Origin of the sequence: Dyella sp. OK004, assembly GCF_900114495.1 — a bacterium.
GTDB lineage: Bacteria > Pseudomonadota > Gammaproteobacteria > Xanthomonadales > Rhodanobacteraceae > Dyella_D.
Window position 1 is genome coordinate 461,605 of sequence record NZ_FOZI01000001.1, and the last position, 23,410, is coordinate 485,014.

Sequence of the window (23,410 nt, forward strand, 5' to 3'; positions counted from 1 at the left end):
CAGGCGCAAGCTCAACCGCAGCCGGCTATTCGTCCATCTGGCCTTTCTCACCCTGCTGCTTGGAAGATTTCAAACAGGCTCCAGCATGGACCAGGGCACATGACCATGATGTGCCCTGCGCGGCGCCATCCGATTCAGGGAAGTGCGGTTATGTCGAGTAACATGCGCGCCATCGTGGTGATGGGAGTATCCGGTTGCGGCAAAACCAGTGTCGCAATGGCTTTGTGCGAACGCATCGGCGCTCATCTGATAGAAGGCGATGCGTTCCACCCCGAACAGAACATCCACAAGATGAAAGCCGGTATCGCCCTGACCGACGCCGACCGCCAAGGCTGGCTTGAACAATTGGGTCAGGGGCTGGCGCAGGCAGTCGCTAGCAATCAGATCGCCGTGCTTACCTGTTCTGCGCTCAAGCGCCGTTATCGCGACGCATTGCGCGCCGCCGTACCGAATCTTGGCTTCGTGTTTCTTGAGCTGCCATTGGCAGCGGCAGCGGAACGCGTTGGCCAGCGCCCGAATCATTTCATGCCGGTCGCCCTGGTCGACAGCCAATTCCGCGACCTGGAGCCTCCGACCGGCGAACCTCATGTGCTGACCGTAAACGGCACCGACCCACTGCCCGTCATCATCGATCGGACGGTGGCCTGGTGGCAGGCTTCATCGCAGATCGCAGCTGTCGGCGACTAAAGAACACTCGATGGCCGCAAGCCACGAGTGGGAGCGCCTCCGGATTTGGCTGGCGCAGACCGAATTTCATAGGCTTTCTTGGCTCCGCTTGTTACGCCCTTCCTAGCTGCGTCTACGCCTCGCGGTACCTCAAGAACGCGCTGCTACAATCAGCGCGACGTGTCGCGCGATGCCACCGACGAACTGCCGCGCGATGCGGTTGATCGCTGTGATGCTGGCCTCCATCGGCGTAAAGCGCGACGCAATGATCGCAATCATCACCGCCATGAAGGCGTAGCGGCGTAAGGCAAATAAAAATGGCAGGGAGCGGACTCCCTGCCATCGTCATATTCTGCGTGAGGCTTCGGCTCAGAACGGAATATCGTCATCGTCGAAGCTGCTGCTCTCAACCGGCGGCGGAGTGGACTGACGCTGGTTGTTGCCGTAGTCGTTGCCGCCGCGCTGGTTGCCGTAATCGCCACCGCTGCGCTGCTGGCCGCCACTGCTGCCCTGGCGCTGACCGCCGCCCTGCGCGCGCTGATAGCCACTGCCACCACCGCCACCCGAACCGCCGCCTTCGCCACCGCCGAGCATCTGCATTTCATTGCCGATGATGTCGGTGGTGTAGCGCTCGACGCCATCCTTGTCGGTGTACTTGCTGGTGCGCAGCGAGCCTTCGATGTAGACCTGACGGCCCTTCTTCAGATATTCGCCGGCGATTTCGCCGAGCTTGCCGAACAGCACCACGCGATGCCACTCGGTGCGGTCCTGCTTTTCGCCGGTCTGCTTGTCGGTCCACTGCTCGGAGGTGGCGATGCGCAGGTTGGTGATCGCGGTGCCGCTGCCGGTGTAGCGGGTTTCCGGGTCTGCGCCGAGGTTGCCGACGATAATGACTTTGTTGATGCCGCGTGCCATGAATGTGTTTCCCGTGGTTGCCGGCCGTACGTGAGGGGTAATTACGGCTGGGGTTGTTGGTGGCTGGCTATCATACCGGCCGACCCTCCCAAACGCAGGGGGCTCTCAGGCCGCGTTTTGCGTGGGCAGGTTGCCGCCCAGAGTGTCGGTGTCTACCGGGGCCAGGCGGTGAATGGTGTAGCCCGCGGCTTCCCACGCATCCAGCCCACCAAGCAATGGCCGCACGCGGCGGTAGCCCTGCTCCATCAGGCGCTTGGCGGCCATCGCGGCCGAGGCTTCGTTGGGGCAGTTGCAGTAGATGATCAGCTCGGCCTCGAGCGGCACACCCTGCAAGGTGAGGTCGATGCTGCCGAGATCGGACAGCAGTGCGCCGGGGATGATGCGTGTATCCACCATGCGTGCCGCCTGCGAGCGCACATCCACCAGCACTGGGAGCGGCTCTTTCTCGATCGCCTGGGCCAGCTCGTCCACGGTAATCCGCGCCATGCGCAGCGATACCAGCAAGCGGCGGCGCTGCCACCATTTGGCCAGGATGTAGAGCGCCAGCAGGCTGCCGACCAGTTCAAGCGCAATGGTGCCGGCGTTGCCGAGGGCGGCGAGCACCTTGTCGATTTCCGGCGCCAGCACGTAGCCAAGACCCACAGCCACGCCCAACCACAGCAGCGAGCCGAGGCCATCCAGCCACAGGAAGGCCGCCGGACGCAGGCCCAGCGCGCCCACCAGCGGAGGCGCCACGGTGGACAGCCCGGGCACGAACTTCGCCACCAGCAGCACTTGCCCGCGCCAGCGCTGGAAATGCAGCTCGGATTGCTTGACGCAGGAATCGGGCGACAGCGAGACGCGGCAGATGGTGCGCATGACGCCGGAGCCGAAGCGGCGGCCCGCCCAATACCAAGCCAGGTCGCTGATCAGGCAGGCCAGCAGGGCCACCCCAAGCACGCCGACCAGCGGCAACTGGCCGTTCGCGGCGAGCGCGCCGGCCACCACCAACGTGGGCACGGCCGGCACCGGCGCGCCGGCCTGCTCCACCAGCACATTAAGGAAGACCAGGATCAGCCCGTATTGGGCCAGCAGAGCAATGATTTCATGAGCCATCGGAACGTAACCCCGGCATCCGGCGCCGCACCGTCTAGGAGGCTCATGATTGGGTCGGACCCGGGGGTTTGCAAACGCTTTTTATGAAGTTGCTTCGGCCGTCACATGGGCCGTGACGTGCGTCACCGCCATGCGCCGGGCGCCCGCCAGAACCAGTGGCAGCCACACCAGGGTCAGCGCCGCCGCGCACACAAAAACGCCGCCCGTGCCCAGCTTGCCCAGCGCGATACCGCCGATGGCGCCTCCGATGAAGGCACCCATGAACTGGCTGGTGGAATAGGCGCCCATCGCCGCGCCGCGCAGGGCGGCCGGCGCCAGCCGGGAGACCAAGCTGGGCAAAGCGGCTTCGAGCAGATTGAAGGCGGAAAAGAACACGGCCGCCATCGCGCCCAACACGGCGATGTGTTCGCCGGAGAATGCAAAGCCGAGCAGCGACAGGCCGATGGCGACCACGCAGATCGCCACGATGCGCAGGCTTTGCGCCACCTCGCGCATGCGATGCATGCAGGCGCCCATCACGAAAGCCGCGATGGTCATCACCGGCAGATACAACTCCCAGTGGCGGTTCACCGGCAGGTGCAGTTTGTCCGCCAACAGCAGCGGCAGCCCGACGAAGCTGGCGGTAAGCAAGGCATGCAGGAAAAACACCGAGCCGTTCAACACCAGCATGCGGCCGTCGCGCAGCATCGCCAACACGTGGCCGAACGAGGCCGCGGCCGGAGCCTTGCGCCTGGCTGGCGTGGGTACGATCAGCCACAGCAACAACAGCGAAGCCAGGGCCAGGATCGAGGTAGCGCCGAACAGTCCGGACAGACCGTGCCACGCCTCCAGCGGCGGCCCCAGGATCAGGGCCAGCAAAAAGGCCACGCCAATAGAGATGCCGATGATGCCCATCACCTTGCCGCGGTTTTCCTCCGCGGTGAGGTCCGCCGCCAGCGCGGTGCCGGCACCGGCTACTGCGCCCATGCCCTGTAGCGCGCGGCCGATGACGATGCCGGCCAGCGAGTGCGACAGCGCGGCAACCAGCCCGCCGAACGCGAATACCAGCAAGCCGAGGGTGATCGCCGGCTTGCGGCCGATGCGGTCGGACAGTAGCCCCAGCGGGATCTGCAGCAGCACCTGGCCCAGGCCGTAGACGCCCAGCGCCAGCCCGATCATCAGCGGGGTCGCGTCCGGCATCTGCTGCGCATACAGCGAAAACACCGGCATGATCAGGAACAGCCCAAACAGGCGCAGGCTGATCACACAGGCCAGGGTCAGCGCGCTGCGCAGTTCGAGGCGGGAGAGTTTGCTCACCGGGGAATCACTTGTGGGAAGGAAGCGGCCAGACGCGCCGCTGCGGTGCGCGGCACGCTTTCGATTATACGGATCGCCCATGCTCCGGCCCTGCGGCCACGCGTCGCGGCCGGCGCCGAAAGCGCCGGTGCGGGAAAACGACATCGCGCTGCCCCTATAATCGGTCGCTACGAAGCCGCGACACCCCCATGACCACGATGCCTGCCGCCGCCATCCGCCCCACCGACTTCAACGCCGTGCGCGCACTGGCTGCTGCCGACATGCAGCGGGTGGACGGCCTGATCCGCCAGCGCCTCTCCTCCGACGTGGTGCTGATCAACCAGATCGCCGACCACATCATCGCCAGCGGCGGCAAACGCCTGCGCCCGATGCTGCATGTGCTGGCTGCGGGCGCGGCGGGTTATCAGGGCGAGCAACACATCAAACTGGCGGCGGTGATCGAGTTCATCCACACCTCCACCTTGCTGCACGACGACGTAGTGGACGAGTCAGATCTGCGCCGCGGCCGCAAGACCGCCAATGCGCTATGGGGCAACGCTGCCAGCGTGCTGGTGGGCGACTTCCTCTACTCCCGCTCGTTTCAGCTAATGGTGGAACTGGATGACATGCGCATCATGCGCATCCTCGCCGACACCACCAACACCATCGCCGAGGGCGAAGTGTTGCAGCTGCTGAATATCGGCAATGCCGATGTCAACGAAGCCGCTTATCTCGCCGTAATCGAACGCAAGACGGCAGTGCTGTTCGCCGCCGCCACCGAGCTGGGCGGCATCCTCGGTGGGTTGCCGCAGGATCAGGTCACCGCGCTGCGCCGCTACGGCATGGAACTGGGCTACGCCTTCCAGATTGCCGACGACCTGCTCGACTATGTGAGCGATGCCGATACTCTGGGCAAGAACATCGGTGATGACCTCGCCGAAGGCAAACCGACCCTGCCGCTGATCTACGCGCTGCAAAACGCTAGCGCCGAGCAGGCGCAGTCGCTGCGGCATGCGATTGAGCATGGCGGGCTGGATTCGCTGGATCGGATCATTGCGGCGATCCGTGATTCGGGTGCGCTGGAGCGTACGCACGAGCGAGCCGTGATGCATGCTGATGCTGCGCGCACTGCGTTGAAGGTACTGCCGCCGTCCGCCCACCGAGACGCCCTCGCGGCGCTGGCCGATTACTCGGTGGAACGCAAATTCTAGCTCCAGGCAGCCCACCTGCCGTCGACGACAAGGACGTACGATGCTCGGCAAATTGCTCTCCTTCGCCAAGGCACCCACGCGGAGTGGTCACGTCACCGCGCAGCTGAATGCCCGCGTGCAACCGATCCACCGCGGCGAGATATACGAGGATCCGCTGGATGCGTTCCTACGCGAACACAAACTAGGCGAAGTCGACGGCGGGGGCACCATGCTGACTGAGCATGGCGAGATCGACCATTGCGATGTTGAGATCAACCTGACGGACATCGGTGAAGACAAACTCGCACTACTTGCAAGCACCCTGAACAATCTGGGCGCTCCCAAAGGCTCGAAGCTGATGCTCGATGAAGGCAAGCGCGAGATACCGATTGGTCGCAACGAGGGCCTGGCGATCTATCTCAACGGCACTGACCTGCCCGACGAGGTCTATGCGAACTGCGATTCAAACGCGGTGTACAGCACCTTCGTCGAGCTCCTGGGCGAAGCCGGCGTCATCCAGAGCTGGTGGCAGGGGCCGACCGAGACAGCGCTGTATCTGTATGGCCCGTCGTTCGAGCAGATGCGTGGATTGGTTGCCGACTTCATGGCGAGCTATCCGCTTTGCCAGAAGGCTCGCCTGGCGCAGATCGCCTGAAGCGGTGGCCCCGGCCGTCCACAGGACGACTGGGGCCACACTCGTCACGGGGTACCGCTGAAGGCTCCGTGCAACCAGTCATTCATCAACCGATAGCTACGCTTGGCTGCACGCTCGTCATAAGCGCAGCCTTCCTTATGCTGGTCGGTTTCGGTGAAGCAATGCACCGCGTTGCCTAGCACGACGAATTCCCAGTCGGCCTTGCTGCCGCGCATCTCGTCCATGAACTTGTCAGCATCGGGCATGGTGCCTTTGTCGTCGGCGCCGTTCATCACCAGCACGCGCGCTTTGATCTGCTTGGCCAGTTCGGGATTATCGGTTTGCAGAGCACCGTGGAAGGACACTACGGCCGCGACGTCGGCGCCGCTGCGGGCGAGATCCAATACAGCAGAGCCCCCGAAGCAGAAGCCGATGGCCGCGAGCTTGCTGACGTCGATCGGTGCAGTCTTGGTCTGCGCCTTGAGTTGATCCAGCGCGAGGCTGATGCGTTTGCGCATGAGGGCACGGTCGGCGTAGAGCGGCTTGACCGCGGCCATGGCCTGATCGTCGCTGGCCGGGCGGATTTTTTCGCCGTACATGTCGGTGACCAGGATGACGTAGTCCTTGCCGGCGATGCCTTCAGCCTTGGTCAGCGCGGTGTCGCTGACGCCGTACCAGTTGGGCACCATCACCAGACCGGGACGCTTCGCGGTCACCGCGTCGTCGTAGACCAGCACGCTATGGAAGCGCGTGCCGTCCAGGGTCCATTCCACCGGTTTATGCACCATCTTCGCCTGCGCGGTGAAGGCGGCGCCGGAGAGCAACAGCAGGCAAGCAAGTTGTGCGATACGCATGATCCACCCCTTACGTTGTTGTGACTGAAATGGTTCTGGTGTGCCCGGCTCAGAGTCCGGCGGCGTGCTCCGCCAGACGGCGCTTGATGGGTGACAGGCGATTGAGCAGGCGCACGCCGAGGCCGCGCGCGGCGACCAGCGGCGCGGACTGCCAGCTGTAAATGCGTGCCAGCGTGTCGAAGCTCATCGCATCGAGCGTGTCCGCACTGCGGCGACGACGCGCGTAGCGGCGCAAGACATGTTCGGCGGCGATATCGCGCCCGGCATCGCGCGCGGCGACCAAGGTGTCGCGCAGCTCGGTAACGTCGCGCAAGCCGAGATTCACGCCCTGCCCGGCCAGCGGATGCACCGCATGCGCGGCATCGCCGAGCAGCACAAAGCGTTCGGCTTGATAGCTTTCGGCCAATTTCAAGCGCAACGGAAAAGCCGCGCGTGGCGTGGTGGCAGTGATGCGGCCGAGACGGAAATCGCTGGCGACACCCAGCTCAGCGAGGAAGGCTTGATCGTCGAGCGCGAGCACGCGTCTCGCCTCCTCGTCCGGCAGCGACCACACGATGGAACTGCGGCCATCAGCGAGCGGCAACAACGCCAGCGGACCGGTGGCGATGAAGCGTTGCCAGGCGGTGCCTTCGTGGGCGCGCTCGGTAGTGACATGCGCCACCACGGCGCGCTGCTCGTAATCGCGGCCGCGCGTCTCGATGCCGGCCAGCTTGCGCAGCGGGGAGCCGGCGCCGTCCGCGGCCACCAGCAGCTTCGCGGCAAGCAGATCGCCATCGGCCAGTTCGAGCTGGATGCGATCTTCCTGCGCTTCGAAACCGCGCACATCGGCCGGGCAAAGCCGGCGCACACCGGCGGCCTCGAGTGCCTGCCACAAGCGCCACTGCACCAGATTGTTCTCGACGATGTAGCCGAGCAGCTCGCGTCCTTCGTCGGCCGCATCGAAATGGATGGCTGCGCCGTTCTCGGCATCCCACACATGCATATGGGCATAAGGGCCGGCGCGGGAATCGCGGATGGACGTCCAGACGCCAAGATCATCGAGCAAGGCGATGGAAGATGGGGCCAGACCGACGACGCGCAGATCGACTTCGTCAGTGACGGACCAGGGTGACGGCTCTCGCGCTTCCAGCAGTGTGGTGGCGAAACCGGCCTTGGCCAGCGCGAGCGCGGCGGCGGCGCCAACCATGCCACCGCCGACGACGGCGACATCGAGCGCAGGGCCGCGCCGGTTGCGAACCGTGGACGGCGTGCTCATGGCAAACGCTCCAATACGGCGCGCGGCGGGTCGCCGCGGAAGCCCATGCCGCGCTTCGCCAGCAGGCGTTGCAGCGGCGGCACGCGATCGCAGGCAAGCAGGGCGAGCGAGCGCAGCGGCCCCAATAACGGCTGCGGCAGGCAAGCCAATTGGACGAGGCCGTGGCTCATCGTCATGGTGCCTTCGCGATCCGGCGCGCGACGCGCGGCGTAGCGTTCGAGCAAGTCGGCTGCGCCGGGGTCTTCCGCACTGGCCACCAGCTCGGCCAGGGTCAGTGCATCGCGCAGGCCGAGGTTGAAACCCTGGGCGCCGATCGGGTGCACGGTCTGTGCGGCATTGCCGACCAGCACGGCACGCGGGCCGATCAGGCGCTGCGCGGCGACGCGCTTGATCGCATAGGGATGGCGCTTGCCTGGACGACCAAGACGGCCGAGACGCCAACCGAAGCGCTGCTGTGCCCAGGCGATGAATTGTTCGTCGTCCATCGCAGCGACGGCGTCGCCCTCTTCCGTCGGTACCGTCACGACCAGACCACAGCGACGCTCCGCCAGCGGAAGCATGGCGACGGGGCCGTTGTCGGCGAATCGCTCGTAGGCACGGTGGGCATGATCGCGTTCGGGGGTCACGGTGCAGACGAACAAGGTCCGATGGTAATCGTGGGTCTCGGCTTCGATGCCCAGTTGTTCGCGCACATACGAAGCCGTGCCGTCTGCACCGACCAGCAGTGAGGCATCGACGGCCTGCGTGCCTTCGGCGGTGCGGATCTGTGCGCGCCAGCCATCGGCGAGCGGCTCCAGCGCTTCCAGCTTGGCTGGGGCCAGACGCTTCAAATGCCGGCACTCGTCGAGGCGGCGCAGTAGCGCCGCGCCCAACTCGCGAGCTGGCAGGGTCCAGCCGAGCGCATCGACACCTTCGCGGGCGGCATCCATACGGGCGCTGCCGAAATCGCCGGCGCGGCTGACATGGATGTGCCGGATCGGCGTGGCCAGTGCGGCGGCATGGCGCCAGATGCCGATGGCATCGAGACCGTTCACCGTGGCGCGGGCCAGGGCCAGGTTGCGTTCGTCGTAACTCGGCTGGGCATCGACGCGCGGTGCAGCCGCTTCGACCATCACGGCCTCAATGCCTGCAGCGTCGAGCGCGATGGCGAGGCTGGCGCCGACCAGGCCGCCGCCAACGATGAGAACCGGCTGCCGGGCGGGTACTCCAGCGGAGGTGGGTGGGGTAGTCATGGGGCCGCATGATACGCGCTGTGGGCGCCCGCCCTCATCAGGGTCGCGCCCAGTTGGGATAGACTTGCAATCTGCACTTTGCGCAACATATTTGGAGCAAGTCATGGCTACGACGCAAACCCAGCGCCTGGGCATTTTCCTGGCCCTCGCCCTGGTGATGGCCGCCACCCGCGTGCATCTCTCGCTGTTCCATCACGACGTGTGGGACGCCTCCTGGGGCATCTTCTTCCTCGCGGGCTTCTGGCTGCGCGGCTCGGTGCGCTGGGCGTTCCCGCTGCTGATGGCCGAGGCGGTGCTGGTCGACTATCTGGTGATCAGCAACCAGGGCATCAATTTCTGGGATCACTACTGCGTGTCGGCGGCCTACTGGTTCCTGGTGCCGTCGTATTTCAGCCTGTGGATGGGCGGCAGCTGGATGGCTCGCCAGAAGGCCGGTCTGAACCTGCGCGGCCTGGGTCTCGCCGCCGTGGCGGTGCTGGCCAGCTTTGCCGCGTGCTACGTGATTTCCAACGGCAGCTTCTACTGGCTGAGCAGCAGCGTGCCGCAGCCGCGCAGCGTCGCCGCGTGGCTCTCGAACCTGGGTGACTGGTACCTGTTCTTCCTGCAGACGATGGCGCTGTATGTCGCGCTGGGTTTGGTGGTGCATGCACTGGTTGTGCAGCTGGGGCGCACGTTGAACGACGCCGACTCGTCCAAGTTGTCGCGCTGAGATAACGCGTGGGTAATCGTCTTTCGAAGATCTATACGCGCACCGGCGACGACGGCAGCACCGGCCTCGGCGACGGCTCGCGCGTCGCCAAGGATTCGCTGCGCGTTTCCGCCTACGGCACCGTCGACGAGCTCAACAGCACCATCGGTATGGTGCTCGCCGCCGATGGTGTGGGCGAAGCCGTGCGCGAAGTGCTGACCCAGGTGCAGCACGATCTGTTCGACCTGGGCGGCGAGCTGTGCATTCCCGGCATGGCGATGGTCGAGGACGCCGATATCGATCGGCTCGAGCAGGTGTTGGACGGCTTCAACGATCCGCTGCCGCCGCTGAAGGATTTCATCCTGCCGGGTGGTGGCATGGCCGCCTCCTGCTGCCACCTGGCACGCACGGTGTGCCGCCGCGCCGAGCGCGAGGTGATTGCGCTGGGCCGTGTGGAAGAAGTGCGGCCGCAGGCGCAACGCTATCTCAATCGCCTGTCTGATCTGCTGTTTGTGATCTCGCGCGTGCTGGCCCGTGCCAGCGGCCATGGCGAGGTCCTGTGGCAGCACGAACGCCGCCGCAAGCCGCAAGCCTGAGCGCCGCATGCTGCGGCTGTATACCCATCCCAGTTGTCTCGAACATGATCCGGGCCCGGGTCATGCCGAGTCGCCGGCGCGTCTGCGCGCGGTGTTGCAGGCGCTGGATCAGGACCGTTTTGCGGCGATAGATCGCGTCGAGGCACCGCGCGTTACCCGCGAACAATTGCTGCGCGTACACGACGCCGCTTATGTCGACCGCATCCTCGGCACCGTGCCCACTAGCGGCACGGTGAGGCTGGATGAGGACACTCTGATGTCTCCCGCTTCGGCCGAGGCTGCCCTGCGCGCCGCCGGTGCGGCAGTGGCTGCGGTGGATGCGGTGATGGGGCCGCGCGGCGGGCATGCTTTCTGCGCGGTTCGCCCGCCGGGGCATCACGCCACGCCGGACCAGGCGATGGGGTTCTGCCTGTTCAATAACATCGCGGTCGCGGCGGCGCATGCACTGGCCGAACATGGGCTCAAGCGCGTGGCCATCGCCGATTTCGATGTGCACCACGGCAACGGCACGCAGGACATCTTCGAACGCGAGCCGCGCGTGCTGTTCATTTCGAGCCATCAATCGCCGCTGTATCCCGAAACCGGGCGCGAGGACGAGCGGGGCGTGGGCAACGTGGTCAATGCCCCGATGTCGCCCGGCGATGGCTCGTACGAGTTCCGCGAGCTGTGGGAAGGCGCCCTGCTGCCTCGCCTGCATGCGTTCAAGCCGCAGCTGGTGCTGGTGTCTGCTGGTTTCGATGCCCATCGCAACGATCCGCTGGCCGACCTGCGGCTGGGCACCGAGGACTACGCCTGGGTCACCAGCCGCCTGGTCGACCTGGCCCATACCCATGCCGGCGGACGGCTGGTTTCCAGCCTGGAGGGCGGCTACGACCTGCAGGCCCTGGCCGCCAGCGCCAGCGCGCATGTCGGCGAGCTGATGCTTTGACCTGATTACTTCCCGGCCGGCACGAAATCCAGCGCCACCGAATTGATGCAGTAGCGCAGGCCGGTCGGCTTGGGGCCATCCGGAAACACGTGCCCGAGGTGGGAGCCGCATTCCGTGCACCGCACTTCCGTGCGGCTCATGCCATGGCTGTCGTCCGAATGCACGCTGACCGCGTCGCGGACCAGCGGCTGGAAGTAGCTTGGCCACCCGGAGCCGGAGTCGTACTTGGCTTCAGAGGCGAACAACTTGGCGTGGCAGGCCGCACAAACGTACGTTCCGGCGTCCTTGTGCCGGTACCACTTGCCGCTGAAAGGCGGCTCGGTGGCCGAGCAACGGCACACGGCGTACTGCTCCGGAGTGAGTTCGGCGCGCCACTCGGCGTCGGTCTTGCCCAGCTTGGGGTCGTTCATGCTGAATCCTCACGCTTAGGGAGAGAAGTCTTTACCTGCCCGGATATGGGGTCTTTCTGCTAGCTTAACGACCCTTCTGGACCAACAAGACTGCCATCGTGACGCCCAAGCCGACCTTGCGCCACCTGCCCCCGCGCCGCCTCCTGGCGGTAGCTGCAGCCCTCGCCCTGATCGGCGGCCAGGCCGAAGCCCAGTCGACCTCGCCCGAAGAGGACACCAAGCCCGCGGCCAATGCCACGCCAACCTGCCCGCTGGGTTCGTTCCGCTGCGCGCCGCGGCCAGACAATTTCACGATGTGCCGCCCCAACGCCATGCTCGAGTTCTACGACCCGACCATGAGCAAGGACAGCACGCTGCGCGACACCGCGAATACCGAGGTCTACGCCGAGCAGGTGGATAGCTCGGACCAGACGGTGTATCACCTGCAGGGCCGCGTGAAGCTGGAGCGCGCCGACCAGCGCATGCAGTCGGACACCGCCGACTACAACAGCGACACCACCGATTACGATGCGCGCGGCAACGTGCGCTACCAGGAAGCGGGCCAGCTGATGTCCGCCGATCACATGCGCGGCAACACCGATGCCAGCACCGGCATCGCTGACGATGTGCGTTATCAGATGCTGGAATCGCGCGGCAACGGCGTGGCCAGGCAAGGCCAGATGCTGGATGCCCAGCGCACGCACTACAAGCAGGTCACCTACTCCACCTGCGACGTCGGCCATCATTTGTGGGAAGTGCGCTCGAAGGATCTTCGCATCGACAAGGAGAGCGGCGTGGGTACGGCGCACGGCGCAACGATGCGCTTCGCCAACGTCCCGTTTCTGTATCTGCCTTACTTCACCTTCCCGGTGGACAACCGGCGCAAGAGCGGCTTCCTCTATCCGTCCTTCGGCACCTCCAGCCGTTCGGGCTTCTGGGTCAGTGCGCCGTACTACCTGAATCTGGCGCCGAACTACGACGCCACCCTCGATCCGCGCATCTATACCGAACGCGGCGCGATGCTGGCGGGCGAGTTCCGCTATCTGAACCTGATCCCGGGCTCCAGCGGCCAGTTGAACATCGAATATCTGCCCAACGACCAGGGCAAGAGCGATCCGGACAGTGTGGAGAACACCAAGGGCACCAATCGCTACCTGGTGAAGTTCATCGACAACTCGCACCTGTATGGGCCATGGTCGTTCAACACCAGCATTAACCGCGCGTCAGACCGCAACTATCTGCGCGATTTCGGCAATGACCTGTATACCGCAGCGATCGGCACACTGGCGTCCAGCGCCTATGTGAATGGCGGCGGCAAATGGTGGAATGCCTCGTTCGGCGCCGACATCTATCAGAACGTCGATCCGAACCTGCCCGACACGTCTGTGCAGTACAGACGCTGGCCGCGCGCCACGCTCAATCTGAATATCCCGCTGCAGAAGTGGCTGGAATTCGGTGCAAATACCGAAGCAGTGGCGTTCCGCAAAAGCGAAGTGGTGGAAGGCAACCGCCTCGACCTATATCCCTATCTGATGGCGGATTTCCGAGGCGCGTCGTGGTTCGTGCGGCCCAAGGTGGCTTATCGCTACACGGGCTATGAGCTCAGCAGCGGCTACGAGCGCTACGGCTATTACGGCTTCCTCAATCCGGCCAATCCGAATAGCCCGGGCGCACCTACTCCGTTCACACAGAGCTCGCCCAGCCGCTCGCTGCCGATCGTGAGCCTGGACAGCGGACTGATCTTCGACCGCAATACCTCGCTTTTCGGCAACAGCTACACGCAGACCCTGGAACCGCGTGTGTACTACCTGTACGTGCCGTACCGCAACCAGAGCAACCTGCCGCTGTTCGACACCAACCTGATGTCGTTCGATTACTGGCAGCTGTTCTCGCCGAACCAGTACTCCGGTGCGGACCGCCAGATGAACGCGAATAACCTGACGGCCGCCGTCACCACCCGCCTGCTCGACGACAACGGTGTGGAACGGGTTTCGGCCAGCGTTGGCCAGATCCGCTACTTCAGCCAGCAGCGGGTGCAGTTGCCCGGCAGCAACAACACAACCGCCGCACCGACCGACTGGTCCGGCTCGGACTACGTCGCCCAACTGAGCGTGCAGCTCAACGACCAGTGGCGTGTGAATTCGCAGTACCAGTGGAATCCCCACAGCCGCATGCTGGGTGGCTACGACATCACCGGCAAACCCTATTTCACCGGCCGCAGCACAGACCTGGCCGCGGTGGAGTTGCAGCGCCGCATTGGTACGGACGGCATCCTCAACTTCTCCTACCGCTACCGTCGCGGACTGTTGGAACAATACGACGCTTCCGTGGTCTACCCCATTTCCGACCGGTGGCGCATTTTGGGGCGCTGGACCTATTCGGTGCTGCAGAAGACCACCGTAGAGGCGCTGGCCGGCATTGAATACGACAGTTGCTGCGTGGCTGTACGCCTGGTCGGCCGCCATTACGTACGCAACTACAACTTCACCACCAACCGTGCCGATACCAACAACGCCATCATGTTCGAGCTGCAATTCAAGGGCCTGGGCGCGTTCAACGGCCAAACGGAAGGCTTCCTGCGCCGTGGTATCCTTGGCTATCAATAACTTTCCGGTCGCCAGAGGCGATTGAAGGCCCTCTCCGAATGAAGCAGCCTCTCGCGTTGTTCTTGCTCGCGGTCGCGACCGCGACCGCCCTTCCCGCCCATGCCCAGTTGCTGCCGCAGGCCGCCGCTTCAGGCAAGCAGCCGCTCGACCGCATCGTGGCGGTGGTGGACGATGGCGTGATCCTGCAGAGCGAGCTCAATGAAGCCGTACGCTCAGTGCAGCAGCAGTACGCCAGCCAGCCCGGCCAGTTGCCGCCGATGGACGTGCTGCAGCGTCAGGTGCTGGACCGCCTGGTACTGATGAAGCTGCAGGTGCAGCGCGCCAACGATCAGGGCATCCGCGTCTCCGATGCCGATATCGACCAGGCCGTGGCCGCCGTGGCGCAGCAGAACAAGATGTCGCCAGAGCAGCTGCGCGCCGCCGTGGAGCAGGAAGGTTCCAGCTTCGCCGCGTTCCGCCAGCAGCTGGCCGAGCAGCTGATTGCCCAGCGCTTGCATGAGAGTGTGGTGCGCGACTCGGTGAACGTGACCGACAGCGAGATCAACAATCTGCTGGCCAGCCCGACCTATAAGGCCGGCGAGATCCATCTGGCGCATATCCAGATCAGCCTGCCGTCCGGCGCGGGTGCTACCGATATCCAGGCAGCGCAGCGCAAGGCCGAAGAGGCCATCGCAGCCGCCAAGGGCGGCATGGATTTCCACGCCGCGGCGATCCGCTTCTCCGATGCGCAGGACGCACTGGAAGGCGGCGACCTCGGCTGGCGCCGCATGGACGAAGTGCCCCCGGCCTTCGCCGACGCCGTCTCCGGCATGAAGCCGGGCGATATCAGCCCTGCCCTGCGTGGTCCGACCGGCTTCCATATTCTCAAGCTGATCGAGCAGCGCGCGCCGAGCCGCCAGATGGTGCCGGAGTTCCACGCCCGCCAGATCCTGATCAAGCCGAGCGAGCTGATGACGCCGGAGCAGGCCCAGCAGAAGGCGCAGGAGCTGTACAGCCGCATCGTCAACAAGCACGAGGACTTCGCCAAACTGGCGAAGGACAACTCCAAGGACAACACCACCGCCAACCTCGGCGGCGATATGGGCTGGTTCCCACAGCAGGCCTGGGGTTCGATCATCGGCCAGCAGATCACCCAGCTGAAGGACGACCAGGTGTCGCAGCCGTTCCAGAGCGAAGCCGGCTGGCACATCCTGCAGCGCCTGGGTGAGCGCCAGAGCGACCTTACCGACCAGACAGCCAAGGACCAGGCACGCCAGATCATTGGCAACCGCAAGGCGGAACAGGCTTACGAAGACTACCTGCGCGAGATGCGCTCCGGCGCCTACGTCAACATCCTGGTGCCGGATCTGCGCGACCCCAACCCGCAGGGCAAGTCCTCCTGAGGGATGCCTTGAACGCAGGCGCGCTACCTCGGCTCGCCGTCACCGCTGGCGAGCCAGCGGGTATCGGCCCCGAACTGCTGATCCGATTGGCCGCCACTTCGCTGGCGGCCAATTTCGTTGCGATCACCGATCGTGCATTGCTGGAGCGCGCAGCAGAGCGCTGCGGAACCACTGTAGAACTGATCGATGATGATGGCGGCGCAATCACTGAACGCCGTCCTGGCACATTGCGCGTACAGCAGGTGCCGCTGGCCGCGCTGGAACAACCCGGTCGCCCGGATCCAGACAACGCGCGCCATGTGCTGACGACGTTGGCGGAAGCCGCGGACGGCTGCATGAGCGGGCGCTATCAAGCAGTAGTCACGGCACCGCTGCAGAAGTCCTCGATCAACGACAGCGGCATCCGCTTCAGCGGGCACACGGAATTCTTTGCTGAGCGCAGCCGTAGCGATGTAGTGATGATGCTGGCCAGTCCGGAACTGCGCGTCGCTCTAGCCACTACGCACTTGCCGCTTTCGGCGGTTCCTGCGGCGATCACCGCCGAAGCACTGATGCGCACGCTGCGCATCGTGCATGCCGAGCTGCGCGACAAGTTCGGTTACGCGGAGCCGCGTATCGCGGTGCTCGGGCTCAACCCGCATGCCGGCGAAGATGGCCACCTCGGGCGCGAGGAAATCGACGTGATGATTCCTGCGCTGGAAATACTTCGCGCTGGCGGTTTTCAGTTGATCGGCCCGCTGCCGGCTGACACGGCATTCGTCCCCGCCCAGCGCGAACGCTACGACGCCGTAGTCGCGATGTATCACGATCAGGCGTTGCCAGTGCTCAAGAGCGAAGCCTTCGATCGCACCGTCAACTTGACTCTTGGCCTGCCTTTTATCCGCACCTCTGTGGACCATGGGACGGCACTGGATCTGGCCGGCAGCGGCCGCGCCGATCCGTCCAGCCTCATCGCAGCCGCACGCATGGCGCTAGAGCTGGTGGCCCGCCGCAATGCATCTGTGTCGCGGGCTTAAGCCCGCGGCCTTCTTTTCAGGAATTCCATGAACGCCCGCCCCAAAAAAAGCTTCGGCCAGCATTTCCTGCACGAGAAGCGCTATATCGAGCGCATCGTGAGTGCCGTGTCGCCCAAGCCGGATGACTTTGTGGTGGAAATCGGTCCAGGCGAAGGAGCGCTCACCCTTCCCCTGCTCGCCGCGGCGGGCAAGCTCACGGCCATCGAGCTGGACACCGACCTGATTCCCGACCTCATCGCGCGCGCCGCCAGCGTGGGTGAGCTGAGCATCATCCATTCGGATGTATTGAAAGTGGACTTCACAGCCCTCGCCCATCGACATGGCGTGGAGCGTCTGCGCATCGCCGGCAACCTGCCTTACTACATCTCCAGCCCAATCCTGTTTCATTGCGTGGAACACGCCGCGGCCATCCAGGACATGCATTTCATGCTGCAGAAAGAAGTGGTGGACCGCATGGCCGCCGAGCCAGGCAGCAAGGTGTATGGACGTCTGTCTGTCATGTTGCAGTTGGCCTGTCGTGTGGAGCCGCTGTTCACGGTGCCGCCGGGCGCGTTCCGTCCGCCGCCGAAGGTGGATTCGGCTGTGGTGCGCTTGATCCCGTTACTGCCGGAGCAGCGGCACGATGCCGATCCCGCGCGTGTTCACGCGGTGGTGAAGGCCGCCTTTGCGCAGCGTCGCAAGACCCTCGGCAATGCACTGCGCCAACTGATGGATAGCGATGCCATCAAGACTGCCGACGTCGATCCCAAGGCGCGGGCGGAGACGCTTGCTCCTGAAGATTTTGTACGGCTGGCCAAGGTGCTACCCAACAGCTGAGTCGAGGTTCAGCCGCCGGCGGGCAGGCTTGCCCCATTGCGCAACGGCAGGCTTTACAATCCCGCCATGACTGAGAAAGCCTCCTACACGATCGATGTGCAGGTCGAAACACGCTTCGTCCCCGACCAGTCCAAGCCCGGTGACAATCGCTACGTCTTCGCCTACACCATCACGCTGCGCAATGACGGCGATGTGCCGGCGCGCCTGATGTCACGGCACTGGGTAATCACCGACGCCAACGGCAAGGTGGAAGAAGTGCGTGGCGATGGCGTGGTCGGCGAGCAGCCGTGGATGCGCCCCGGCGACGACTACGAATACACCTCCGGCGCGGTGCTGGAAACGGCGGTGGGCACCATGCAGGGCAGCTACGACATGCTGGCCGACGACGGTACCCGCTTCGAGGCCACGATCCCGCCGTTCACCCTGTCTATTCCGCGTACCTTGCACTGATGGCTACGTACGCCATCGGCGATGTGCAGGGATGCCACCCCGAGCTGCAACGCCTGCTCGACAAGCTGCGCTTCGATCCGTCCACGGATCGTCTGTGGTTTTGCGGTGACCTGGTCAACCGCGGCGGCCAGTCGCTGGAAACCCTGCGCCTGATCCACAGCCTGCGCGAGCAGGTGGTGGTGACGCTGGGCAACCACGATCTGAGTCTGCTGGCCATTGCGCAGCGTCGCCCTGAAGCGCAGTCCAAGGTCAATCCGGAGTTGCGCGAAGTGCTGTTCGCCGACGACGCGCCGGTGCTGTTCGAATGGCTGCGTTCGCAGAAACTGCTGCATCATGACGAGCAGCTTGGCTGGACCATGGTACACGCTGGCATGGCACCGTCGTGGACGCTGCGCCAGGCTCAGCGTTCTGCGGTGGAAGTGGAACGTGAGCTATCTGGTCCGCGTCATGCGCGCATTCTCAAGAATCTGTTCGGCAACCGGCCGGCGGCGTGGTCGAGCCGACTGCAAGGTATTGAGCGCCTGCGCGCCTCGATCAATACGCTGACGCGCATGCGCTATTGCGACATCCACGGACGCATCGATTTCGAAAGCAAGGGCATACCTGGCACCCAGAAACCTGGCATGTATCCATGGTTTGAAGTGCCCGGCATGCGCCGGCGAGAGACACGTATTGTCTGCGGACATTGGTCGGCACTGGGCCGCTTCAGCGGCCTGGGCATCTACGCCATCGATACCGGCTGTGTATGGGGTGGTCAACTCACCGCGCTTCGCCTGGATAGCGAAGAGCCGCAGTACATCGCGGTGGATGCCGAGCCTTATCGGCAGCGCATACCGGGTGGCGGCGACTGACTTTCCCGCGGAAGAACGGAAAACAAAAAGGGCGGCCCTCAGGCCGCCCTTTTTTATCGCACTGCCGGCAACAATCAGCTCAGCTGACCGTGGCAATGCTTGTACTTCTTGCCTGAGCCGCAGGGACATGGATCGTTGCGGCCGACCTTGGGGCCATCCTGCGTCGCCGCAGGCGCGACGGCGAGGCTGCCTGCTGCGATGGCCTCCGGATCCGCATTGAGCGCACCGACCGGCGCACCACCGCCCGTGGCTTGCATCTGGCGCGACAGACGCTCGGCCATACGCTGCTGCTCCGCTTCCATCGCAGCGACTTCATCCTCGCTACGAATACGGATGCGCGCCAACATCTGCACGACTTCAGTCTTGATGCGCTCTAGCATGCTGGAGAACAGCTCGTACGACTCGCGCTTGAACTCCTGCTTGGGCTGCTTCTGCGCATAGCCGCGCAGGTAGATGCCCTGGCGCAAGTAATCCATGCTGGCCAGGTGCTCTTTCCAGGCGTTATCCACCACGCTGAGCATGATGTGCTTCTCGAGCTGGCGCATGGTATCGGCCCCGATCTGCTCTTCCTTCGACTTGAACAGGTGCTCGACAGCCTCGCGCACGTGATCGCGGATCATGCCCGCATCAATCTCGTGCTGCTGCTCCACCCAATGCTTCAGGTCGAGCGACAAACCAAACTCGCTCTCCAGCTCGCGATCGAGTCCGGCGATGTCCCACTGCTCGTCGATGCTGTCGGCCGGCACATGGCGCTGCACCACATCACTAACCACGTCGTCGCGAATATCGGTGATGGTGTCGGAGACATCATCCACTTCCAGCAATTCATCGCGCTGCCTGTAGATCACCTTGCGCTGATCGTTGGCGACGTCATCGAACTCGAGCAGGTGCTTACGGATGTCGAAGTTGTGCTGTTCGACCTTGCGCTGCGCCTTCTCGATCTGGCGGCTGACCATGCGGTCTTCCAGCGCCTCGTTTTCCTTCATGCCGAACATGCGCATCCAGCGGCCGACCCAGTCGCCGGCGAAGATACGCAGCAAGTTGTCTTCCAGCGACAGGTAGAAGCGCGACGAACCCGGATCGCCCTGGCGGCCGGAACGGCCACGCAGCTGGTTATCGATACGGCGGGATTCGTGGCGCTCGGTGCCGACGATATGCAGGCCACCAGCTTCCAGCACCTGCTCGTGCCGCTTCTTCCATTCGGTCTTCGCGCGCGCCTTGTCGGCGTCGCTGGCATCTTCCGGCAGCGTGGCAAGCGCGGCTTCCAGGCTGCCGCCGAGCACGATGTCCGTGCCGCGGCCGGCCATGTTGGTGGCGATCGTCACCGAACCCGGCGCACCAGCCTGAGCCACGATGTGTGCCTCGCGCTCATGCTGCTTCGCGTTCAACACCTCATGGGGGATCTTGGCCTTGTTGAGCAGGCTGGACAGCAGCTCCGACACCTCGATGGAGGTAGTGCCCACCAGCACCGGCTGTTTGCGCTTGTGGCAATCCTGGATGTCCTCGATCACAGCTTCGTACTTGGCCTGCTGACCAAGGAAAACCATGTCCGGGTTGTCCTGGCGGATCATCGGCTTGTGAGTGGGGATCACCACCACTTCCAGGCCGTAGATCTGCTGGAATTCGTAGGCTTCCGTGTCCGCTGTACCGGTCATGCCGGCCAGCTTCTTGTACATGCGGAACAGGTTCTGGAAGGTGATCGTCGCCAGCGTCTGGTTCTCGCGCTGGATCGGCACGCCTTCCTTCGCTTCCACCGCTTGATGCAGGCCATCCGACCAGCGGCGGCCCGGCAGGGTACGGCCGGTGAACTCGTCAACGATCACCACCTCGCCATCGCGCACGATGTAATCAACGTCGCGGTGATAGATCGCGTTGGCGCGCAGCGCGGCGTTGAGGTGATGCACGACTGCGAGGTTCTTGGAGTCATACAGGCCGCTGTCGGCGTCGATCACCCCGGCCTGGCGCAGAAGCTCGTCAGCGTGCGACATGCCCTCTTCAGACAGATGCACCTGCTTCTGCTTCTCGTCGACCCAGTAATCACCGGTGCCGTCTTCCTTCTCCTGCCGGATCATCTTCGGCACGATCTTGTTCACCGCAATGTACAGCTGCGGGGAATCCTCGGCCGGACCGGAAATAATCAGCGGGGTGCGAGCCTCGTCGATCAGGATGGAGTCGACTTCGTCGACGATGGCGTAATTCAGGCCGCGCTGGTAGCGCTGATCCTTGCTCGACGCCATGTTGTCGCGCAGATAGTCGAAACCGAATTCGTTATTGGTGCCGTAGGTGATGTCGGCAGCGTAAGCCGCGCCTTTGTCGGCATGGTCCATGCCCGGCCACACCACACCCACCGAAAGACCGAGGAAGTTATACAGCTTGCCCATCTGCGCCGAATCGCGGCGGGCTAGGTAGTCGTTCACGGTAACGACGTGCACGCCCTTGCCTTCCAGCGCATTGAGGTACACCGGCAGCGTACCCACCAGAGTCTTGCCTTCGCCGGTGCGCATTTCGGCAATACGGCCGGAATGCAGCACCATGCCGCCGATCATCTGCACGTCGTAGTGGCGCATATCGAGCACGCGCTTGGCGCCTTCACGCACGGTGGCGAAGGCTTCCGGCAACAACTTGTCCAGCGATTCGCCGGCGGCGATGCGCTGCTTGAACTCATCGGTCTTGGCGCGAAGAGCTTCGTCGCTCAGCTTCTCGAACTCGGGCTCGAGCACATTGATACGTGCAACGGACTTGGAAAGCTGGCGCAGCACGCGGTCGTTGCGGCTACCGAAAAGGCTGGTCAGGGCGCGATTGAGCATCGATCTTCCGAATCCTGGAGTCGTTGGCGGCCCGCCTACGTAAAAACGGGCGGGACGAAAGGATTGATGATACTAGGGTCGGTCGGCGATCCCAAACCAAGGCCGGGCTCGCGCCCGTCCCAATCGGAATCAGGCTAGATATCCCGCAGCCTCTTGCGGAGGCACCCCGTCATCGTTCCCGGCTCATCTGACTGGCGGCGCCGGGAAAGAGTTTCAAGAGGCCGGGCCGGAAAGGGCCCAGGGTTTCAGCGGTGGTTGCGCACGTACGCCAGCGGATTGACGACGTTGCCCTTGTACCAGACCTCGAAATGCACGTGCGAACCAGTCGAACGACCGGTGGAGCCAGCCTTGGCGATCACGTCGCCCACGTGCACACGCTGACCAGGACGCACGATCAACTCGCTGTTATGGGCATAACGGGTCATATACCCGTTGCCGTGATCGATCTCGATCACGTCACCGTAGCCGCTGCGGACGCCGGCAAACGTGACCATGCCCTCGGCCACTGCCTGCACTGGGGTGCCAGTGGGCGCGGAAATATCGAGGCCGGTATGGCGCGCAGCATGACCACTGAACGGGTCGGGACGGCCGCCGAAATAAGAGGAGATGTAGCCCTGCACCGGCATCCCGGTGGGCTTGAGATTGGACTCGATCTTGGCATCGAGCAGCAGACTCTGCAGCGCTGAGAGTTGCGCCTGCTGGCTATCGAAACGGCTGGCCAGCTGGCCGATGCTGGTATCCAGTGCCTGGGGGAGCGCGTAGGCGCTGTCACCCGTGTCCTCCACACCGCCTACTGCGGGCTGCTCATCGAAGTTGAACTCACCGTCATCGAGCTTGCCGACCTGGGTCAGGCGTTCGCCCAGAGCGTTGAGACGGGTCGATTGCGCTTGCAGCTGGCCTAGCTTCATCGCCAGAGCATCGATCTCACGCTGAGCATCCTTGCGCACATCGCCGAGTTGACCATTCTGCTGCGACACCTGCTGGCGCAAACGTCGGATCTCGGACAACGCCTGGTCACGCGGACTGGCTACCGCTAGGGCCGCCGCAGCCCCCAGGCCGGCACACCCCAGAACGGCGGCGGCGGCCATACCCATCAAGCGATAGCGCAGGCGCCGATCTGCGAGATTGAAGGTTTTCGGCACCCGTTTGGTGCGTGAGACTAGTATGATTTGCATGTTTTTCCACGTCGAAGATGTCGGCACCCATGCAGCGCGACGTACCACACGCTCCCCGCCGCACCGGATCAGGACCGAAATCCCTCACCGAATGTGGCTCCTTCGCCTCACTTGCCCGTAAGGCCCGTGAGCTGGAAGCGCTTGATCGCGCACTGCGCCAGACGTTGCCGTCACCACTCCGCGAACAGGTGCGTTTTGCCAACCTGCACGACGGCCGTCTCGTTTTCCTGGCTCCTTCGCCGGCGCTGGCTTCGAGACTTCGCCTGATGCAGGCGCAAATCCTCGCTGCCGCACACGCCATTGGCGTGCGCGCCGGATATGTAACCGTGAAAGTGGCCCCCCCTCCGCCGGTCGATACCGCACCGGATCGGTCGAAACCGCTTTCGCCCGCTGCCGCAGACCATTTGAAGGCCGCAGCAATCTCGATTTCAGACCCCGAAATGCGGCGTCTGTTCCTCGAGCTGGCGTCCATCGCCGAAACATCTGATTCCCGGAACAACCGGGGCGGCCGATCTTGAACCGCTCCCCCTGTATTTGCAGATCGTGCTGCCGCCGCGCGCCCTTACCACACCGACGCATTCTGGCGGTGC

The 23,410-nt window shown here is 64.1% G+C and carries 23 protein-coding genes; 13 read left to right on the plus strand and 10 right to left on the minus strand.

From position 1 onward, the window contains the following. Positions 1-150: 150 nt before the first annotated feature. Entirely contained in the window at positions 151-687 is a 537-nt protein-coding gene (locus tag BM338_RS01990; protein ID WP_090449092.1) for a gluconokinase, read from the plus strand. Positions 688-816: 129 nt separating this feature from the next. On the opposite strand, the gene BM338_RS21550 is transcribed toward BM338_RS01990, so the two are convergent. The 4 genes from BM338_RS21550 to BM338_RS02005 all read right to left on the minus strand — a co-directional run bounded on the left by BM338_RS21550 (position 817) and on the right by BM338_RS02005 (position 3,972). Next, positions 817-954 (minus strand): hypothetical protein, encoded by a 138-nt coding sequence (locus BM338_RS21550; RefSeq protein WP_177229199.1) that lies wholly within the window; start codon positions 952-954, stop codon positions 817-819. Positions 955-1,035: 81 nt separating this feature from the next. Continuing rightward, on the minus strand, positions 1,036-1,581 hold the full coding sequence (ssb, locus tag BM338_RS01995; RefSeq protein WP_090449093.1) for a single-stranded DNA-binding protein: 546 nt from the start codon (positions 1,579-1,581) through the stop codon (positions 1,036-1,038). Positions 1,582-1,686: 105 nt separating this feature from the next. Further along, positions 1,687-2,676, minus strand: a complete 990-nt coding sequence (locus tag BM338_RS02000) for a DedA family protein/thiosulfate sulfurtransferase GlpE (RefSeq protein ID WP_090449094.1) — start codon at positions 2,674-2,676, stop codon at positions 1,687-1,689. Positions 2,677-2,757: 81 nt separating this feature from the next. Beyond that, positions 2,758-3,972: an MFS transporter gene (locus BM338_RS02005; RefSeq protein ID WP_090450069.1), complete on the minus strand. Its 1,215-nt coding sequence runs from the start codon at positions 3,970-3,972 to the stop codon at positions 2,758-2,760. 188 nt (positions 3,973-4,160) lie between these two features. On the opposite strand from BM338_RS02005, the gene BM338_RS02010 reads away from it, so the two are divergent. Both BM338_RS02010 and BM338_RS02015 read left to right on the plus strand, forming a co-directional pair. After that, positions 4,161-5,162 (plus strand): polyprenyl synthetase family protein, encoded by a 1,002-nt coding sequence (locus tag BM338_RS02010; RefSeq protein ID WP_090449095.1) that lies wholly within the window; start codon positions 4,161-4,163, stop codon positions 5,160-5,162. 40 nt (positions 5,163-5,202) lie between these two features. After that, complete coding sequence (locus BM338_RS02015) at positions 5,203-5,796, plus strand: hypothetical protein (protein ID WP_090449096.1); 594 nt, start codon at positions 5,203-5,205, stop codon at positions 5,794-5,796. 44 nt (positions 5,797-5,840) lie between these two features. Here BM338_RS02015 and BM338_RS02020 read toward each other — a convergent pair whose 3' ends face one another. The 3 genes from BM338_RS02020 to ubiH are packed head-to-tail and all read right to left on the minus strand — an operon-like array spanning position 5,841 to position 9,116. Continuing rightward, positions 5,841-6,629 carry a dienelactone hydrolase family protein gene (locus BM338_RS02020; RefSeq protein ID WP_090449097.1) on the minus strand — a complete coding sequence of 263 codons (789 nt, stop codon included), beginning with the start codon at positions 6,627-6,629 and terminating at the stop codon, positions 5,841-5,843. Positions 6,630-6,678: 49 nt separating this feature from the next. Next, a complete protein-coding gene (locus BM338_RS02025) occupies positions 6,679-7,884 on the minus strand; it encodes an FAD-dependent oxidoreductase (RefSeq protein WP_090449098.1) in 1,206 nt (401 codons plus the stop codon). After that, positions 7,881-9,116: a 2-octaprenyl-6-methoxyphenyl hydroxylase gene (gene ubiH / locus BM338_RS02030; protein ID WP_090449099.1), complete on the minus strand. Its 1,236-nt coding sequence runs from the start codon at positions 9,114-9,116 to the stop codon at positions 7,881-7,883. The genes BM338_RS02025 and ubiH overlap by 4 nt, the downstream gene beginning before the upstream one ends. A 103-nt stretch (positions 9,117-9,219) precedes the next feature. On the opposite strand from ubiH, the gene BM338_RS02035 reads away from it, so the two are divergent. The 3 genes from BM338_RS02035 to BM338_RS02045 are packed head-to-tail and all read left to right on the plus strand — an operon-like array spanning position 9,220 to position 11,328. Then, positions 9,220-9,825: a hypothetical protein gene (locus BM338_RS02035; RefSeq protein WP_090449100.1), complete on the plus strand. Its 606-nt coding sequence runs from the start codon at positions 9,220-9,222 to the stop codon at positions 9,823-9,825. Between the two features lie 8 nt (positions 9,826-9,833). Continuing rightward, positions 9,834-10,400 carry a cob(I)yrinic acid a,c-diamide adenosyltransferase gene (locus BM338_RS02040; RefSeq protein ID WP_090449101.1) on the plus strand — a complete coding sequence of 189 codons (567 nt, stop codon included), beginning with the start codon at positions 9,834-9,836 and terminating at the stop codon, positions 10,398-10,400. Positions 10,401-10,410: 10 nt separating this feature from the next. Continuing rightward, positions 10,411-11,328, plus strand: coding sequence for a histone deacetylase family protein (locus tag BM338_RS02045; RefSeq protein ID WP_218156306.1), 918 nt, complete (start codon positions 10,411-10,413; stop codon positions 11,326-11,328). A gap of 5 nt (positions 11,329-11,333) precedes the next feature. Here the strand turns inward: BM338_RS02045 and msrB are convergent, their stop codons facing one another. Continuing rightward, positions 11,334-11,738, minus strand: coding sequence for a peptide-methionine (R)-S-oxide reductase MsrB (gene msrB / locus BM338_RS02050; protein WP_090449103.1), 405 nt, complete (start codon positions 11,736-11,738; stop codon positions 11,334-11,336). Between the two features lie 98 nt (positions 11,739-11,836). Here msrB and lptD point away from each other — a divergent pair, with 98 nt between their 5' ends. The 6 genes from lptD to BM338_RS02080 all read left to right on the plus strand — a co-directional run bounded on the left by lptD (position 11,837) and on the right by BM338_RS02080 (position 18,838). Further along, positions 11,837-14,323 (plus strand): LPS-assembly protein LptD, encoded by a 2,487-nt coding sequence (gene lptD / locus BM338_RS02055; protein WP_090449104.1) that lies wholly within the window; start codon positions 11,837-11,839, stop codon positions 14,321-14,323. Positions 14,324-14,361: 38 nt separating this feature from the next. Continuing rightward, the gene (locus BM338_RS02060) at positions 14,362-15,705 is read left to right on the plus strand and encodes a peptidylprolyl isomerase (protein WP_090449105.1); all 1,344 of its coding nucleotides are present in this window, start codon (positions 14,362-14,364) and stop codon (positions 15,703-15,705) included. A gap of 8 nt (positions 15,706-15,713) precedes the next feature. Further along, positions 15,714-16,721, plus strand: coding sequence for a 4-hydroxythreonine-4-phosphate dehydrogenase PdxA (pdxA, locus tag BM338_RS02065; RefSeq protein WP_090449106.1), 1,008 nt, complete (start codon positions 15,714-15,716; stop codon positions 16,719-16,721). A 27-nt stretch (positions 16,722-16,748) separates the two neighbouring features. Continuing rightward, positions 16,749-17,537, plus strand: coding sequence for a 16S rRNA (adenine(1518)-N(6)/adenine(1519)-N(6))-dimethyltransferase RsmA (gene rsmA, locus BM338_RS02070; RefSeq protein WP_090449107.1), 789 nt, complete (start codon positions 16,749-16,751; stop codon positions 17,535-17,537). A gap of 66 nt (positions 17,538-17,603) precedes the next feature. Continuing rightward, positions 17,604-17,987 carry a Co2+/Mg2+ efflux protein ApaG gene (gene apaG / locus BM338_RS02075; protein WP_090450070.1) on the plus strand — a complete coding sequence of 128 codons (384 nt, stop codon included), beginning with the start codon at positions 17,604-17,606 and terminating at the stop codon, positions 17,985-17,987. Beyond that, on the plus strand, positions 17,987-18,838 hold the full coding sequence (locus tag BM338_RS02080) for a symmetrical bis(5'-nucleosyl)-tetraphosphatase (RefSeq protein WP_090449108.1): 852 nt from the start codon (positions 17,987-17,989) through the stop codon (positions 18,836-18,838). Before apaG ends, BM338_RS02080 begins: the two co-directional genes overlap by 1 nt. 74 nt (positions 18,839-18,912) lie before the next feature. On the opposite strand, the gene secA is transcribed toward BM338_RS02080, so the two are convergent. Both secA and BM338_RS02090 read right to left on the minus strand, forming a co-directional pair. Beyond that, on the minus strand, positions 18,913-21,645 hold the full coding sequence (gene secA, locus BM338_RS02085) for a preprotein translocase subunit SecA (protein ID WP_090449109.1): 2,733 nt from the start codon (positions 21,643-21,645) through the stop codon (positions 18,913-18,915). Positions 21,646-21,890: 245 nt separating this feature from the next. Next, a complete protein-coding gene (locus tag BM338_RS02090; RefSeq protein WP_090449110.1) occupies positions 21,891-22,820 on the minus strand; it encodes a M23 family metallopeptidase in 930 nt (309 codons plus the stop codon). Between the two features lie 29 nt (positions 22,821-22,849). Between BM338_RS02090 and BM338_RS02095 the strand changes: the two genes are divergently transcribed. After that, positions 22,850-23,338 carry a DciA family protein gene (locus BM338_RS02095; RefSeq protein ID WP_090449111.1) on the plus strand — a complete coding sequence of 163 codons (489 nt, stop codon included), beginning with the start codon at positions 22,850-22,852 and terminating at the stop codon, positions 23,336-23,338. Positions 23,339-23,410: the final 72 nt, after the last annotated feature.